This is a genomic window from Kitasatospora sp. NPDC101235, assembly GCF_044767505.1.
Taxonomy (GTDB): domain Bacteria; phylum Actinomycetota; class Actinomycetes; order Streptomycetales; family Streptomycetaceae; genus Kitasatospora.
The window spans coordinates 67,582-82,862 of record NZ_JBIWNZ010000003.1 but is presented as its reverse complement, the minus strand read 5'-3'; the positions used below and the strand labels follow the sequence as shown (position 1 = coordinate 82,862).

Annotated in this window: 12 protein-coding genes; 8 read left to right on the top strand and 4 right to left on the bottom strand. The window is 71.4% G+C overall.

Features of this window, described 5'->3' with window-relative positions; all coding sequences use genetic code 11:
* Positions 1–152 precede the first annotated feature (152 nt).
* Positions 153–1,799: an alpha/beta hydrolase gene (locus ACIRRH_RS06480; protein WP_403062641.1), complete on the bottom strand. Its 1,647-nt coding sequence runs from the start codon at positions 1,797–1,799 to the stop codon at positions 153–155.
* 72 nt (positions 1,800–1,871) lie between these two features.
* Complete coding sequence (locus tag ACIRRH_RS06475) at positions 1,872–2,627, bottom strand: SDR family oxidoreductase (protein ID WP_403062638.1); 756 nt, start codon at positions 2,625–2,627, stop codon at positions 1,872–1,874.
* Between the two features lie 135 nt (positions 2,628–2,762).
* Here ACIRRH_RS06475 and ACIRRH_RS06470 point away from each other — a divergent pair, with 135 nt between their 5' ends.
* The 8 genes from ACIRRH_RS06470 to ACIRRH_RS06435 all read left to right on the top strand — a co-directional run bounded on the left by ACIRRH_RS06470 (position 2,763) and on the right by ACIRRH_RS06435 (position 13,301).
* On the top strand, positions 2,763–4,352 hold the full coding sequence (locus tag ACIRRH_RS06470) for a methylmalonyl-CoA mutase (RefSeq protein ID WP_403062635.1): 1,590 nt from the start codon (positions 2,763–2,765) through the stop codon (positions 4,350–4,352).
* 212 nt (positions 4,353–4,564) lie between these two features.
* Positions 4,565–5,818, top strand: a complete 1,254-nt coding sequence (locus ACIRRH_RS06465; protein ID WP_403062632.1) for an amidohydrolase — start codon at positions 4,565–4,567, stop codon at positions 5,816–5,818.
* Positions 5,819–6,082: 264 nt separating this feature from the next.
* Entirely contained in the window at positions 6,083–7,141 is a 1,059-nt protein-coding gene (locus tag ACIRRH_RS06460) for a BMP family protein (protein ID WP_403062630.1), read from the top strand.
* A gap of 346 nt (positions 7,142–7,487) precedes the next feature.
* Entirely contained in the window at positions 7,488–9,014 is a 1,527-nt protein-coding gene (locus ACIRRH_RS06455) for an ABC transporter ATP-binding protein (protein WP_403063659.1), read from the top strand.
* Between the two features lie 3 nt (positions 9,015–9,017).
* Positions 9,018–10,184 carry an ABC transporter permease gene (locus ACIRRH_RS06450; protein ID WP_403062627.1) on the top strand — a complete coding sequence of 389 codons (1,167 nt, stop codon included), beginning with the start codon at positions 9,018–9,020 and terminating at the stop codon, positions 10,182–10,184.
* A 70-nt stretch (positions 10,185–10,254) separates the two neighbouring features.
* Positions 10,255–11,520: an ABC transporter permease gene (locus ACIRRH_RS06445; protein ID WP_403062624.1), complete on the top strand. Its 1,266-nt coding sequence runs from the start codon at positions 10,255–10,257 to the stop codon at positions 11,518–11,520.
* The gene (locus ACIRRH_RS06440; RefSeq protein ID WP_403062621.1) at positions 11,517–11,927 is read left to right on the top strand and encodes a cytidine deaminase; all 411 of its coding nucleotides are present in this window, start codon (positions 11,517–11,519) and stop codon (positions 11,925–11,927) included. Before ACIRRH_RS06445 ends, ACIRRH_RS06440 begins: the two co-directional genes overlap by 4 nt.
* Positions 11,928–12,023: 96 nt before the next feature.
* Positions 12,024–13,301 (top strand): thymidine phosphorylase, encoded by a 1,278-nt coding sequence (locus ACIRRH_RS06435; protein ID WP_403062618.1) that lies wholly within the window; start codon positions 12,024–12,026, stop codon positions 13,299–13,301.
* Positions 13,302–13,331: 30 nt separating this feature from the next.
* Here ACIRRH_RS06435 and ACIRRH_RS06430 read toward each other — a convergent pair whose 3' ends face one another.
* Together ACIRRH_RS06430 and ACIRRH_RS06425 are read right to left on the bottom strand one after the other, a co-directional pair.
* Positions 13,332–13,886 (bottom strand): Uma2 family endonuclease, encoded by a 555-nt coding sequence (locus ACIRRH_RS06430; protein ID WP_403062615.1) that lies wholly within the window; start codon positions 13,884–13,886, stop codon positions 13,332–13,334.
* 26 nt (positions 13,887–13,912) lie between these two features.
* Positions 13,913–15,199: an MFS transporter gene (locus ACIRRH_RS06425; protein WP_403062612.1), complete on the bottom strand. Its 1,287-nt coding sequence runs from the start codon at positions 15,197–15,199 to the stop codon at positions 13,913–13,915.
* Between the last annotated feature and the right edge of the window lie 82 nt (positions 15,200–15,281).

Below are 15,281 nucleotides of genomic sequence, written 5' to 3'. Positions count from 1 at the left end.
GCGGTCATCAGTTTGGGAGGCCGCGCGCCGAATTCATCCGGACGAGCTATCAAGTTGTGACGTTGACACTTTCGCGTCAGCGCCCTACCCGCCTCCTCCTGGATGTCCGGCGCCGCCGTCCGCCGAACATCCAGGTCATCCTGGCCGGGGGCTCAGGTGCAGCGGGTGCCCGGGGCCGGCATCGTGCCCTCGGTCAGGTAGGCCTCCATGGCCCGGTCGATGCAGGTGTTGCCCTTGCCGAAGGCGCCGTGGCCCTCGCCCACCCGGGTGAGCAGGGTGGCGTTGGCGAAGCCCTTGGCCAGCGTCTCGGCCGAGGCGTACGGGGTGGCCGGGTCGCCGGTGCTGCCGACCACCAGGATCGGCGCGCTGCCCTCGGCCCGGACGGTGTGCGGCTTCTCCTGCGTCTTGAACGGCCAGTCGGCGCAGCCGGGCTCGGTGTAGTCGTCCACCGTGACGCCCTTGGACAACAGCGGTGCCTCGGCGAGCAGCCGGTCCACGGCGGCCTTGGCGTGCTCGGGGGTGGCTGCGGGGCGGGCGGCGTCGGCGCAGCCGATCGCGGAGTTGGCCTCGTCCAGCGGGCTGTAGTGGCCGTTCTCGTCCCGGCCGTTGTAGTCGTCGGCGAAGGCCAGCAGGTAGTCGCCCTTGTTGCGCACCATCGCCCAGCCGAGGGCGGCGCGCAGGTACTCCCAGGAGGTCTTCTCGTCGCCGTAGAGCAGCGAGATGGTGCCCGTCCAGGCCTGGTCGCGGCCGAGCTTGCGGCCGTCCTTGGTGGTCAGCGGGTGGTCGTACAGCCCGTCGAGGAAGTCGGCGGCCTTCTTGGCGGCCTTGGCCTCGTCCTTGCCGAGCGGGCACTGGTCGGCGTGGTTCTCCACGCAGTCGACGGCGAAGCGCTCGAAGGACTTCTCGAAGCCGATCTGCTGGTCGACCCCGTGGTCCAGCCGGTCCTGGCCGGGGTCGACCGCGCCGTCCAGGATCAGCCGGCCGGTGTTCTTCGGGAACTCCTCGGCGTAGAGCGCGCCGAGGTACGTCCCGTAGGAGACGCCGAGGTAGTTGAGCTGCTTGTCGCCGACCGCGGCGCGCAGCACGTCCAGGTCGCGGGCGGTGTTGCGGGTACCGACGAAGGGCAGCAGCCTGCCGGACTTGGCCTGGCAGGCGGCGGCGTGGTCGGCGGACAGCTTGGCGCGCTCGGCCTTGCGGGTGGCCGGGTCGAGCGGGGCGTCCATCTGGTTGACGGCGTCGTGCTGCTTGTCGTCGTAGCAGACGACCGGGGAGCTGTCGCCGGTGCCGCGGGGGTCGAAGCCGATCACGTCGAAGCGGTCGTGCAGGGTGCCGGCGAACTGCTTGGCGCCGTACTTGACCATCCCGACGCCGGACTCGCCGGGACCGCCGGGGTTGACCATCAGCGAGCCGAGCCGCTGGTCCGGCTTGGCGGCCGGGTACCTGATCAGCGCGACGTCGAGTGCGTCGGCGGCGGGGTTGGTGTAGTCGAGCGGGACGTGCAGCCTGCCGCACTGCATTCCGGATGTGTCGATCTTGGCTTTCCGGGCCTGCGGGTCGGCCGGGCAGTCGGCCCAGGTGATCTGCTGGCCGTAGAAGGGCTTGAGCGCCGGGTCGGCCTCGCCGGTGGGCTTGGGGGTCGGCGTCGGGACGGCGGCGGGGGCCGCGGCGGGTGCGGTGCTGCCGGCGGCCTGGTCCTGGGCCGGCTTGGCGGCGTCGTCGCAGGCTGAGGTGAGCAGCAGGGTGCCTGCCGCCACCGCGGTCAGCAGGACCCGTGGGCGGGCGGCCCGGAAGGTTCTCATCGCACGTGTGTACCACCGAGGGGTGACGTGTTCGATCTTGACCCCCGTCCGGGGCCGCCCGCCGGGCCCGGCTCAGCCGCGATGGACCTTGTGGTTGGCGGCCTGCGCCCGGGGGCGGACCACCAGCAGGTCGATGTTCACGTGCGAGGGCCGGGTGACCGTCCAGGCCACGGTGTCCGCGATGTCCTCCGAGGTGAGCGGTTCGGCCACGCCCGCGTACACCGCGGCGGCCTTCTCCTCGTCGCCACGGAAGCGGGTGATCGCGAAGCCCTCGGACTTCACCATGCCGGGCGCGATCTCGATCACCCGGATCGGCTCCCCGCACAACTCCAGCCGCAGCGTGGCGGCGATGGTGTGCGCGGCGTGCTTGGCGGCGACGTACCCGCCGCCGCCCTCGTACGCGGCCAGCGCGGCGGTCGAGGAGAGCACCAGCACCGTGCCGTCGCCGGTGGCCCGCAGGGCCGGCAGCAGCGCCTGCGTCACGTGCAGCACGCCGAGCACGTTCACCTCGTACATGGCCCGCCAGTCGGCCGGGTCGCCGTGCTCGACGGTCTCGGCGCCGATCGCGCCGCCCGCGTTGTTCACCAGGACGTCCACCCGGCCGATCGCGGCCGCGAAGGCGTCCACCGCGGCCCGGTCGGTGACGTCCAGGGTGACCGCGCGGGTCGAACCGCCCCGGTCGGCGATCTCCTTGGCCAGTTCCTCGATGCGGTCGGTGCGGCGGGCGGTCAGCACCACGTCGAAGCCCTCGGCGGCCAGCCGGCGGGCGGTCGCCGCGCCGATTCCGCTGCTGGCACCGGTGACCACGGCCACCTTCTGCTCGGTCATTGCCACTCCCTGGGGGCTCGTCGGTCGTTCACCCGATCATCTCAACCGCGCCGCCGCCCCGGCGGGCCGGTCGCGTCCTACATTGCGAGGACCCCGATATTGCGAGGACCCCGTTCCCCAGCTCCGGAGGACCCCATGGCAGCCGAGCCGCGCCGAGCCGAGTCGGGCTTCGAGATCGAGCCGCTCTACGGCCCCGAGTCCCTGGCCGGCTGGGACGCCGGCGCCCGGCTGGGCCGGCCGGGGGCGTACCCCTACACCCGGGGCGTCCACCCGACGATGTACACCGGCCGCCCCTGGACGATGCGCCAGTACGCGGGCTTCGGCACCGCCGCCGAGTCCAACGCCCGCTACCGGCAGCTGATCGCGGGCGGCGGCACCGGCCTCTCGGTCGCCTTCGACCTGCCCACCCAGATGGGCTACGACTCGGACGCGCCGCTCGCCGCCGGGGAGGTCGGCAAGGTGGGCGTCGCCGTGGACAGCGTCGAGGACATGGCCGTGCTGTTCGACGGCATCCCGCTCGGCGAGGTGTCCACCTCGATGACCATCAACGCGCCCGCCGCCCTGCTCCTGCTCCTCTACCAGCTGGTCGCCGAGGCCCAGGGGGTGGCGCCGGGTGCGCTCACCGGCACGGTCCAGAACGACGTGCTGAAGGAGTACATCGCCCGCGGCACCTACATCTTCCCGCCGCAGCCCTCGCTGCGGCTGGCCGCCGACGTGTTCCGGTACTGCCGGGCCGAGATCCCGCGCTGGAACACCATCTCCATCTCCGGCTACCACATGGCCGAGGCCGGGGCCGACCCCGCACAGGAGATCGCCTTCACGCTGGCCAACGGCATCGCCTACGTCCGCACCGCGCTCGCTGCCGGGATGGCCGTGGACGACTTCGCCCCCCGGCTCTCGTTCTTCTTCGTGGCCCGCACGACCCTGTTGGAGGAAGTGGCCAAGTTCCGCGCCGCGCGCAGGATCTGGGCCAAAATCATGCGGGACGGATTCGGCGCCCGGGACCCGCGCTCGCAGATGCTGCGCTTCCACACCCAGACCGCGGGAGTGCAGCTCACCGCCCAGCAGCCCGAGGTCAACCTGGCCCGGGTCACCGTACAGGCGCTCGCCGCGGTGCTCGGCGGCACCCAGTCGCTGCACACCAACAGTTTCGACGAGGCGATCGCGCTGCCCACCGAGAAGGCCGCCCGGCTCGCCCTGCGCACCCAGCAGGTGCTCGCGTACGAGACCGACGTGACCGCCACCGTCGACCCGTTCGCCGGCTCCTACGCCGTCGAGTCGCTCACCGACGAGGTGGAGGCCGCCGCGCAGGTGCTGATGGACCGGATCGAGGAGCAGGGCGGCGCGGTGGCGGCGATCGAACGCGGCTACCAGAAGGGCGAGATCGAGCGCACCGCCTACCGGCTCCAGCAGGAGACCGACTCCGGCGCGCGGACGGTGGTCGGCGTCAACCGCTTCCGGTCGGACACGGAGGAGCCGTACCGGCCGCTGCGGGTGGACCCGGCGATCGAACAGCGGCAGGCGCGGCGGCTGGCCCGGCTGCGGGCCGAGCGCTCCGCCGGCGCCGTCACCCGGTCGCTGGACGCGCTGCGCCGCACCGCCGAGGGGGCGGGGAACGTGCTGTATCCGATGAAGGAGGCGCTGGCCGCCCGGGCCACCGTCGGCGAGGTCTGCGACGCGCTGCGCGGGGTCTGGGGGACGTACGCCCCGGTGGAGCGCTTCTGACGTTCCGCTGAACGGCCGTCAACGGGCCGGTGCGGTGGAGGGCGTGGCGTCCGTGACCACCGGCCGGGGCGATCGTTGCACAGGTCACGCGACCCGGGGAAGGCGGCTGAAACGAGATGTCATACCCACCTGTCCGGCCGGTATGCACCCATCCGGGGACTAGTTTTCCGGAAGTCGGGCCAAATCCCCCCAACAGGCCTACGATTGGCGAGATGAACCGTCCTGAGCCCGCTCAGTCGGGCGCCACTCTCGCCCTCGCACGCCCCGCCGCCGAACTGCGCGACCGGGTCCGGGCGCTGGAGCCCGAGCTGATCGCCTTCCGCCGTGATCTGCACCGGCATCCGGAGCTGGGCCGCCAGGAGTTCCGAACCACCGGGCTGCTGCGCGACCGGCTGGTGGCCGCCGGCCTCGAACCCCGGGTGCTGCCGGGCGGCACCGGCATGCTCGTCGACATCGTCCCGCCCGGCACCGCCCCGGGTGCGGAGTTCCTGGCCTTCCGCGCCGACATCGACGCGCTGCCGATCGACGACGCCAAGACCGACGTGCCGTACCGCTCCTCCGTCCCCGGCCGGGCCCACGCCTGTGGCCACGACGTGCACACCTCGGTGGTGCTCGGCACCGGCCTGGTGCTGGCCGACGCCGTCCGCACCGGCGAGCTGCGCCGCCCCGTCCGGCTGGTGTTCCAGCCCGCCGAGGAGGTCATGCCGGGCGGCGCGCTGGACGTGATCAAGGCCGGCGGGATGGCGGGCGTCGGGCGGATCTTCGCGGTGCACTGCGACCCGAAGGTGGAGGTCGGCCGGATCGCCCTGCGGGTCGGGGCGATCACCTCGGCCTGCGACCGCCTGGTGCTCCACCTGGACGGCCCCGGCGGGCACACCGCCCGTCCGCACCTGACGACGGACCTGGTCACCGCGGTCGCCCGGATGGCCGCCGACCTCCCGGGTGCGCTGGCCCGCCGGATGGACCCGCGCTGGGGCGTCAGCCTGGCCTGGGGGCGGATCGCCTCCGGCTCCGCGGCCAACGTCATCCCGCAGCACGCCGAGTTGGAGGGCACCGTCCGCTGCCTGGAGCTGAACGGCTGGCGCGAGGCGCCGGACCTGCTGCACGAGCTGATCGCCAAGGTGGCCGAGACCTACCGGGCCAAGTGGACGCTGGACTACCACCGCGGGGTGCCGCCGGTGGTCAACGAGGCGGTCTCGGTCGCCCGGCTGGAAGAGGCGATGAACGCCCGCTTCGGCCGGGACGGGGCGCAGGTGGTGGAGGGCACCGAACAGAGCCTGGGCGGCGAGGACTTCTCCTGGTACCTGGAACACGCACCGGGCGCCCTGGCCCGGCTCGGCGTCCGCGCGCCCGGCGACGCCACCGTCCGGGACCTGCACCAGGGCCGGTTCGACGTGGACGAGCGCGCGATCGGCATCGGCGTGGAGCTGTTCTCGGCGCTGGCCCTGGAGGCGGACGGCAGCTGATGGCGGGTCGCAACTGACGGCGCGCCGAGACGTGACGCAATCGTCGGGATGAGTGGGATCCGGGGTTCCGGAACGGCTTCGTAAACTGGGCCGGACCGACCTCGGATCACCGTCCGCGCAGGGGATAGAGCTCTGGGAAGAACATCAGACCACGGTTTGATAACAACCCGAGTGCTCCGGCACCCCGTAACACAACCGTGTTCTACGCGCGTTACGGTGGCGTCCGACCACGCTAAACGGTTGCGTGTAGAAGGAGATATCCCCTTGCGCCGTTCAATGAAGCTCGCCGCGGTTGTGCTCTCGGGTTCCCTGGGCATGGCCTCGCTCGCCGCTTGCGGCGCAAAGAGCACCGACTCCTCCTCCGCCGGCTCGGGCGACGGCTCGCTCAAGGTCGGCATGGCCTACGACATCGGCGGCCGCGGTGACCAGTCGTTCAACGACTCCGCCGCCCGCGGTCTGGACAAGGCCAAGTCCGAGCTGGGCGTCTCCGTGACCGAGGCCGAGGCCAAGCCGGGCGAGGCCGAGGCCGACAAGGAGACCCGCCTCAAGAACCTGATCGACGCGGGTTACAAGACGATCGTCGCGGTCGGCTTCGTCTACCAGCCGGCGATCAACAAGGTCGCCAAGGACAACCCGAACGTCAAGTTCGCGATCATCGACTCCAACGACAAGGAGCAGCCGTCCAACGTCACCTCGCTGCTCTTCGCCGAGCAGGAGGGCTCCTACCTGGCCGGTGTCGCCGCCGCGAACAAGTCGAAGGCCAAGCACGTCGGCTTCATCGGCGGTGTGCAGTCCGAGCTGATCAAGAAGTTCGAGGCCGGTTACAAGGCGGGTGTGAAGTCCGTCGACCCGAACATCACGGTCGAGACCACCTACCTGACCACCCCGCCGGACTTCACCGGCTTCACCTCGCCCGACAAGGGCAAGGAGGCCGCGCAGGGCCAGCTCGACAAGGGCGCGGACGTCGTCTACACCGCCGCCGGTTCCTCCGGCAACGGCGCCATCGAGGCCGTCGCCAACAAGCAGGGCGCCCTGGCCATCGGTGTCGACTCCGACCAGGCCAACCAGCCGGCCCTGGCGAAGTACAAGGGCGCCATCATGACCTCGATGGTCAAGAACGTCGACACCGCGGTGTTCTCGTACATCCAGTCGGTCAAGCAGGGCCAGAACCCGACCGGCGTCAAGCTGTTCGACCTGAAGGCCGAGGGCGTCTCGCTCGCCACCACCGGCGGCAAGATCGACGACATCCAGGACAAGCTGAAGGCCGCCAGCGACGCGATCAAGTCCGGCGCCACCACGATCCCGACCGCGCCGGTCCAGTAAGGACCGCGCGTCCGGGACGCCGCAGCGCCTGCCGCCTGCTCGGCAGCGCGGTGTGACGACACAGTTCACGGGAGGGGCCCGGCAGGGTGCGCTCAACGCGTACCCCCGGGCCCCGTTCCGTCCCCACGTTCCCCCTTGGCCCTCCGAGCGCAACGACGCGCCTCCAGACCACCAGGAGATCGCCATCACCGCATCCGACCCCGTCCCCCCGCGCAAGGACGGCACCCCCAGCGCGGGGACGGCGACACCGGCCGTCGAACTGCGCGGCATCACCAAGCGCTTCCCGGGTGTCGTGGCCAACCACGACATCAACCTCACCGTCCGCACCGGCACCGTGCACGCCCTGATGGGTGAGAACGGCGCCGGCAAGTCGACGCTGATGAAGATCCTCTACGGCATGCAGAAGCCGGACGAGGGCACCATCGCGATCAACGGCGAGCTGTGCGAGTTCAACACTCCCGGCGACGCCATCTCCCGCGGCGTCGGCATGGTGCACCAGCACTTCATGCTCGCCGACAACCTCACGGTGTGGGAGAACGTCGTCCTCGGCGGCGAGAAGATCCACGGCATCGGCGCCAAGGCGAAGGCGAAGATCAAGGAGATCTCCGACCAGTACGGCCTGGGCGTGCGCCCGGACGCCCTGGTCGAGGACCTCGGCGTCGCCGACCGCCAGCGCGTCGAGATCCTCAAGGTGCTGTACCGCGGCGCCAAGATCCTGATCCTCGACGAGCCCACGGCCGTGCTCGTCCCGCAGGAGGTCGACGCGCTGTTCGACAACCTGCGGGATCTCAAGTCCGAGGGCGTCACCGTCATCTTCATCTCGCACAAGCTGCACGAGGTGCTCGCGGTGGCCGACGCGATCAGCGTCATCCGGCGCGGCACCACGGTCGGCGACGCCGACCCGAAGTCCGTCACGGCCCGTCAGCTGGCCGAGCTGATGGTCGGCGCCGAGCTGCCCTCCCCGGAGAGCCGCGAGTCGACCGTCACCGACACGGTGATGCTCGACGTCGACGCTCTGCGGATCGCCAAGACCGACGCCGAGGGCATCGAGCGCGTCGTCCTGGACGACATCTCGCTGCGCATCCACAAGGGCGAGATCCTCGGCATCGCCGGTGTCGAGGGCAACGGCCAGGCCGAGCTGGTCGAGGCCATCATGGGCATGCTCTCGCTGAACGCCGGCACCGTCACCCTGGACGGCAAGGACCTCTCCGGCGCCCAGACCCGGGCCCGCCGCGAGGCCGGCATCGGGTACATCCCCGAGGACCGCCACCGGCACGGCCTGCTGCTGGAGGCCCCGCTCTGGGAGAACCGCATCCTCGGTCACGTCACCGAGGCGCCCAACTCCAAGGGCGTGCTGCTCGACCCGTCCGCCGCCCGCGAGGACACCTGGCGGATCGTCGAGGCGTACGACGTCCGCACCCCCGGCATCGAGGTCACCGCGGCCTCGCTCTCCGGCGGCAACCAGCAGAAGCTGATCATCGGCCGCGAGATGAGCCACCAGCCCAAGCTGCTGATCGCCGCCCACCCCACCCGCGGCGTGGACGTCGGCGCGCAGGCGCAGATCTGGGAGCACATCCGCTCCGCCCAGCGCGAGGGCCTGGCCGTCCTGCTGATCTCCGCCGACCTGGACGAGCTGATCGGCCTCTCCGACACCATCCGGGTCATCTACCGCGGCCGCCTGGTCGCCGACGCCGACCCGGCCACCGTGACCGCCGAGGACCTGGGCACCGCGATGACCGGTGCCGCCAGCGGCCACATCGAGTCCGAGCCGGAGGCCGTCGCCGAGGCGCAGGCCGTCGCGGCCGAGGGCACCGAGGCCGAGGCCGGGCACCAGCCCACCGACACCGCCGACGACCCGCAGGCGGGGGAGTAACCCATGACCAGTCCCAACCCCGCCGCGGCGAAGCCCGGCCTGGCGCAGCGGTTCAGCGGCGAGCGGATCACGCTCGCGCTGGCCGCGCCGGTGCTCGCGATCGTGCTGTCCGTCGCGATCTGCTCCGTCCTGCTGGCCACCTCGGGCAAGAACCCGTTCGACGCGTGGAACGTGATGATCACGTACGCCACCAAGTCGGACGGCCAGGTGAACATCCTCAACCGGACCACCACCTACTACCTGGCCGCCGCGGCCGCCGCGTTCGGGTTCCGGATGAACCTGTTCAACATCGGCGTCGAGGGCCAGTACAAGGTCGCGGCGCTGTTCGCGGCCTTCGTCGGCGGCCAGCTCGACCTGCCGGCGTTCATCCAGATCCCGCTGCTGCTCATCACCGCGATGCTGGTCGGCGGTCTGTACGCGAGCATCGCCGGTCTGCTGAAGGTCTACCGCGGCGTCAGCGAGGTCATCTCGACCATCATGCTGAACTCGATCGCGACCGCGATCGTCGGTGTGCTGCTCGTCCCGGGGATCTTCGCGCCGAAGGTCAGCGGCACCAGCAACTCGATCCAGACCAACCCGGTCTCGCAGTCCAGCCACTTCTTCTCGATCGAGACGGACGGCGGGAAGCTCTGGGGCTTCCTGATCGTCGCGGTCGTGGTCGGCGTGGTCTTCCAGTTCGTGCTGACCCGCACCCGCTTCGGCTTCGACCTGCGCGCCACCGGCCGCTCGGAGAGCGCCGCGACGGCCTCCGGCGTGAACGTCAAGAAGATGGTCGTCATCTCGATGGTCGTCTCCGGTGCGATCGCCGGTCTGATCGGCCTGCCCGAACTGCTGCAGAACTCGTACTACTTCGGCCAGACCTTCCAGCCCGGTCTGGGCTTCCTGGGCATCTCGATCGCCCTGCTCGGCCGGAACAGCCCGATCGGCATGGCCTTCGCGGCGCTGCTGTTCGCCTTCCTGGACGCCGCCGGCTCGGTGCTGCCGCTGCCCCTGAACGGCGAGTTCCCCTTCGAGATCGTCGACGTCATGAAGGGCACCATCGTCATCTGCGTCGTCGTCGCGTACGAGCTGGTGCGCCGCTACGGCCTGAAGCGCCAGCAGCAGAAGGTCGGCGCCGAGCTCGCCGCCCAGACCGCCGCGGCCGCTGAGAAGAAGGAGGTGTCCTCGTGAACGAGCGAAGCGAGCGAACCATCAAGTACGTGTCGTGCGAAGCACGCACCGAGCGCAGCGAGGTGTGGGCATGAGCACGGCCACCGCTGCCCGTCCGAAGGCGTCGGGCGCGCCCGCGAAGAAGTACAAGCTGTCCTGGCCGGTGGTGCTGCTGCTGATCGCGGGCGCCCTGGTGCTGTTCTCCGCCGTGGGCATGGCCACCGGCAACCACTCGCTGACCTCCTCCGGGCAGGTCACCGCCGCGCTCGGCGCCGCCGTGCCGATCGGCATGGCCGGTCTGGGCGGTCTCTGGTCCGAGCGGGCCGGTGTGGTCAACATCGGCCTCGAAGGCATGATGGTCGCCGGCACCTTCTGCGGTGCGTGGGCCGGTTACCTGGTCAACCCGTGGGTCGGCCTGCTGGCCGGCATGCTGGGCGGCGCGCTCGGCGGTCTGCTGCACGCGGTCGTCACCGTCACCTTCGGCGTCGACCACATCGTCTCCGGCGTCGGCATCAACCTGCTGATCCCCGGCATCTGCGCGTACGTCAACCGGATCTACTACAAGGACTACGTCGCGTTCGGTGCCGGCCAGAACCAGTCCCCGCCGGCGGACCCGCTGCCCTACATCACCGTCCCCGGGCTGTCCTCCGGGCTGAAGAGCATCGAGGGCCACCACTGGTTCTTCGTCTCGGACGTCGCGGGCGTGCTCGGCGGCCTGGTCACCAACATCTCGGTGGTCGTGCTGCTGGCCGGTGCGCTGATCGTGGTCAGCTACTTCGCGCTCTGGCGCACGGTGTTCGGCCTGCGGCTGCGCTCCTGCGGTGAGAACCCCACCGCTGCCGAGTCGTTGGGCGTCAACGTCTACAAGTACAAGTACCTCGCGGTCGTCGCCTCCGGTGCCTTCGCCGGCCTCGGCGGTGCGTACCTCTCGCTGGTCGCGGCGCACTTCTACAAGGACGGCCAGACGGCGGGCCGCGGCTTCATCGGCCTCGCCGCGATGATCTTCGGCAACTGGATGCCCGGCGGCCTCGCCATGGGCGCGGGCCTGTTCGGCTTCACCGACAGCCTCCAGCTGCGCGACCCGGAGTCGGTGCACGTGCTGATCCTGATCGTCGGCATCGCGCTGATCCTGCTCGCGCTCTGGCACCTGTACCGCCGCAAGTACCTCTCGACGGTGCTCACCGTCGCGGCGGCCGCGGGCCTGCTCTGCTGGTACGCGTTCACCGACGAGGTGCAGCGCCCGCTGATCGTCGCCACGCCGTACCTGATCACCCTGGTGGTGCTCTCGCTGGCCTCGCAACGACTGCGGATGCCGAAGGCGGACGGCCAGATCTACCGCAAGGGCCAGGGCAAGTGACCGCGCCCGTTCCTCCGGCGCCGTCCGCGATCGACTGGGAGCTGCTGCGCACGGCGGCGCGCGAGGCCATGGGCCACGCGTACGCGCCGTACAGCAGGTTCCCGGTCGGCGCGGCCGCGCTGGTGGACGACGGCCGGGTGGTCACCGGCTGCAACGTCGAGAACGCCTCGTACGGGCTGGGGCTGTGCGCCGAGTGCGGGCTGGTGTCCGCGCTGCACGCCTCCGGCGGCGGCCGGCTGGTCGCCTTCACCTGCGTGGACGGCGCCGGCGAACTGCTGATGCCGTGCGGGCGCTGCCGCCAGCTGCTGTACGAGCACGGCGGGCCGGGGCTGCTGATCGAACTGGCCTCGGGCGTGAAGCCGATGAGCGAGGTCCTGCCCGACGCGTTCGGGCCGGAGCGGCTCTAGCCTCTCTGTTTGTTACGCGCGTAGAGTGTCGCGAGTGGGCCGGAACCCGGTCATCTCGCGACACTCTTCGCTTTTGAAACCCCTCTTGGAGCACGCATGGACGCCATCTCCGTCATCAGGACCAAGCGCGATCGCGGAGAGCTGAGCGACGCTCAGATCGACTGGGTCATCGACGCCTACACCCGCGGTGAGGTCGCCGACGAGCAGATGTCCGCGCTGGCGATGGCGATCCTGCTGAACGGGATGCGGCCGCGCGAGATCAGCCGCTGGACCGACGCCATGATCCGCTCCGGCGTCCGGATGGACTTCTCCTCGCTGCCGCTGCCCACCAGCGACAAGCACTCCACCGGCGGCGTCGGCGACAAGATCACCCTGCCGCTCGCCCCGCTGGTCGCCGCCTGCGGCGCCGCCGTCCCGCAGCTGTCCGGCCGCGGCCTCGGCCACACCGGCGGCACCCTGGACAAGCTGGAGTCCATCCCCGGCTGGCGCGCCCTGCTCTCCAACGAGGAGATGATGGACGTGCTGCGCGGCGCCGGCGCGGTGATCTGCGCGGCGGGCGACGGCCTCGCGCCGGCCGACAAGAAGCTGTACGCGCTGCGCGACGTCACCGGCACCGTCGAGGCCATCCCGCTGATCGCCTCCTCGATCATGTCGAAGAAGATCGCCGAGGGCACCGGCGCGCTGGTCCTGGACGTCAAGGTCGGCTCCGGGGCGTTCATGAAGAACCTGGACGACGCCCGCGAACTCGCCCGCACCATGGTCGGCCTGGGCACCACCGCCGGGGTCAACACCGTCGCCCTGCTCACCGACATGTCCACCCCGCTCGGCCTCACCGCGGGCAACGCGCTGGAGGTCCGGGAGTCCCTGGAGGTGCTCGCCGGCGGCGGCCCGGCCGACGTCGTGGAGCTGACCCTCGCGCTCGCCCGCGAGATGCTCGCCGCGGCCGGCGTGCAGGGCAAGGACCCGGCGGACGCGCTGCGCGACGGCTCCGCGATGGACCACTGGCGCCGCATGATCGCCGCCCAGGGCGGCGACGTCGACGCCCCGCTCCCGGTCGCCCGCGAGCAGCACGTCATCCCGGCGCCCGCCTCCGGCGTGCTCACCGCGCTGGACGCCTACGCGATCGGCGTCTGCGCCTGGCGCCTGGGCGCCGGCCGCGCCCGCAAGGAGGACCCGGTGCAGGCCGGTGCCGGCGTCGAGATGCACGCCAAGCCCGGCGACACCGTGGTGGCCGGCCAGCCCCTGCTGACCCTGCACACCGACACCCCGGAGCGCTTCGACTACGCCGTCGAGGCCCTGGCGGGCGGCATCGAGGTCGCCCCGGCGGGCACGGCCTTCACCCCGAACCCGATCGTCCTCGACCGCATCGCCTGAGGGACCTGAGGTCTGCTCACGCGCGCCGAATCAGGCGTACGTGAGCAGACCGCTGGTGTCGAGGGTCCAGGGGCCGACGGTGACCTCGTCGCCGAAGACGAACTTCTCCCGGGCCCCGTAGCCGGGTTCCGAGTGCACGATGCCCGTGCCCGTACGGGGATCGACGAGCAGGTAGAACGGGATGCCCATGGCCGAGTAGTCGCGCACCTTGTCGTGGTAGTCGTTCTCGGGGTTGGACTTGGAGACGATCTCCACGACGAGCAGCACCTCGTGCGGGAGGACCGCCCGCTGTTCGCCCTCCAGGGTCGCCTCGGGGAACACCATCAGGTCGGGGTTGCGCAGTCGGCCGAGCCCCGCGTCCTGGAGATCCGCGCCATGGTAGGCGATGTGACCGGGGTGAGTGGTCGGCAACTGGGCGTTGAGCTGTCGGGAAAGGCGCAGCACGGCGAGTTCGTGGCGCTTCACGGGCGACATCATGATGACGATCTGGCCGTCGGCGATCTCGATCTTCCCTATCCCCGGCACCTTCGGCAGCTGATCCGCGATCTCGAGCAGCCGGGCGTACGCAGCAGGATCGATGCTCATGTTCCGGAGTGTATCCGCGGCGGCTGTCAAGCGTCCGCGACCGATCGCCGGACGACGTGGGCCCGGCGGGTGGCGTAGAGGGTGACGCCGGCGGCGAGGGCCATGGCGGTGAGGCCGACGGTGGCGGCGCCGGGCCAGCCGGTGGCGTGGTAGGCGTCGGCGCCGAGGGTGCCGCCGAGGCTGTTGCCGAGGTAGTAGGCGATCAGGTAGAGGGCGGAGGCCTGGGCGCGGCCCTCGGTGGCGGTGCGGCCGACCGAGGAGGAGGCGGTGGCGTGGCCGGCGAAGAAGCCGGCGGTGATCAGGACCAGGCCGAGCAGGGCGCAGACCAGGGACTCGGCGAGGGAGAGCAGCAGGCCGGCCGTGGTCACGCCGATGGAGACGTAGAGGGCGCCGCGCCGGCCGAGGCGGCCGGAGAGCCGGCCGGCCGCGGCGGAGGTGCCGGTGCCGACCAGGTAGACCACGAAGATCGAGGCGGCGATCGACTCCGGCAGGTGGAACGGCGCGGCGATCAGCCGGTAGCCGACGGTGTTGTAGACCGCGCCGAACACCGCCATGAACAGCATCCCGAGCGCGTACAGCCGTACCAGCAGCGGGTTGCGCAGGTGCCGTCCGACGGTCCGGGCGAGTGCGCGGGCGTCGACCCGGGCCGGGGTGAAGTGCCGGGCGGCGGGGATCAGCAGCCGGAAGGCGAGCGTGGCGAGCAGGGCGAGGACGGCGGAGGCGGCGAGCCCCCAGCGCCAGCCGAGCCCGGCGGCGGTCCAGCCGGAGAGCAGCCGCCCGCCCATTCCGCCGATGCTGTTGCCGGCCACGTACAGGCCCATCGCGGAGGGCAGCGCGCTGGGGTGGACCTCCTCGGCGAGGTAGGCCATGGCGGTGGCCGGGAGTCCGGCGAGGGCGACGCCCTGGAGGACCCGCAGGGCGACGAGGGCGGTGAGGCCCGGTGCGAAGGGCAGCGCGAGGGCGAGTGCGGAGGCGGCGAGGGTGGAGGCCGTCATCACCGCGGTGCGGCCGTACCTGTCGGAGAGCGCGCTGGCCGGGAGCAGTCCGAGGGCGAGGCCGAGGGTGGCGGCGGAGGCCGTCCAGCTGGCCTGGCCGGGGGTGAGATCGAGGTCGGCCGAGAGGATCGGCAGCAGGCCCTGGGTGGAGTAGAGCAGGACGAAGGTCGCGACCCCGGCGGCGAACAGGGCGAGGTTGGCGCGGCGGAAGGCGCGCTGGCCGGGGCGGTGGCGGTCGTCCGCGGTGGCGGCGGAAGAGGGGGCGGTGGCGGGGGCATCCGGGGAGGTCACGGATGCCCTGGTATCGGCGGGCTGCATGACGTCGACCGTAGGCCCGCCGCTGTTGATGCGTCCAATGCATGAAGCGTGGATGATCGATGCACTGGCGTATGAGTCGAGG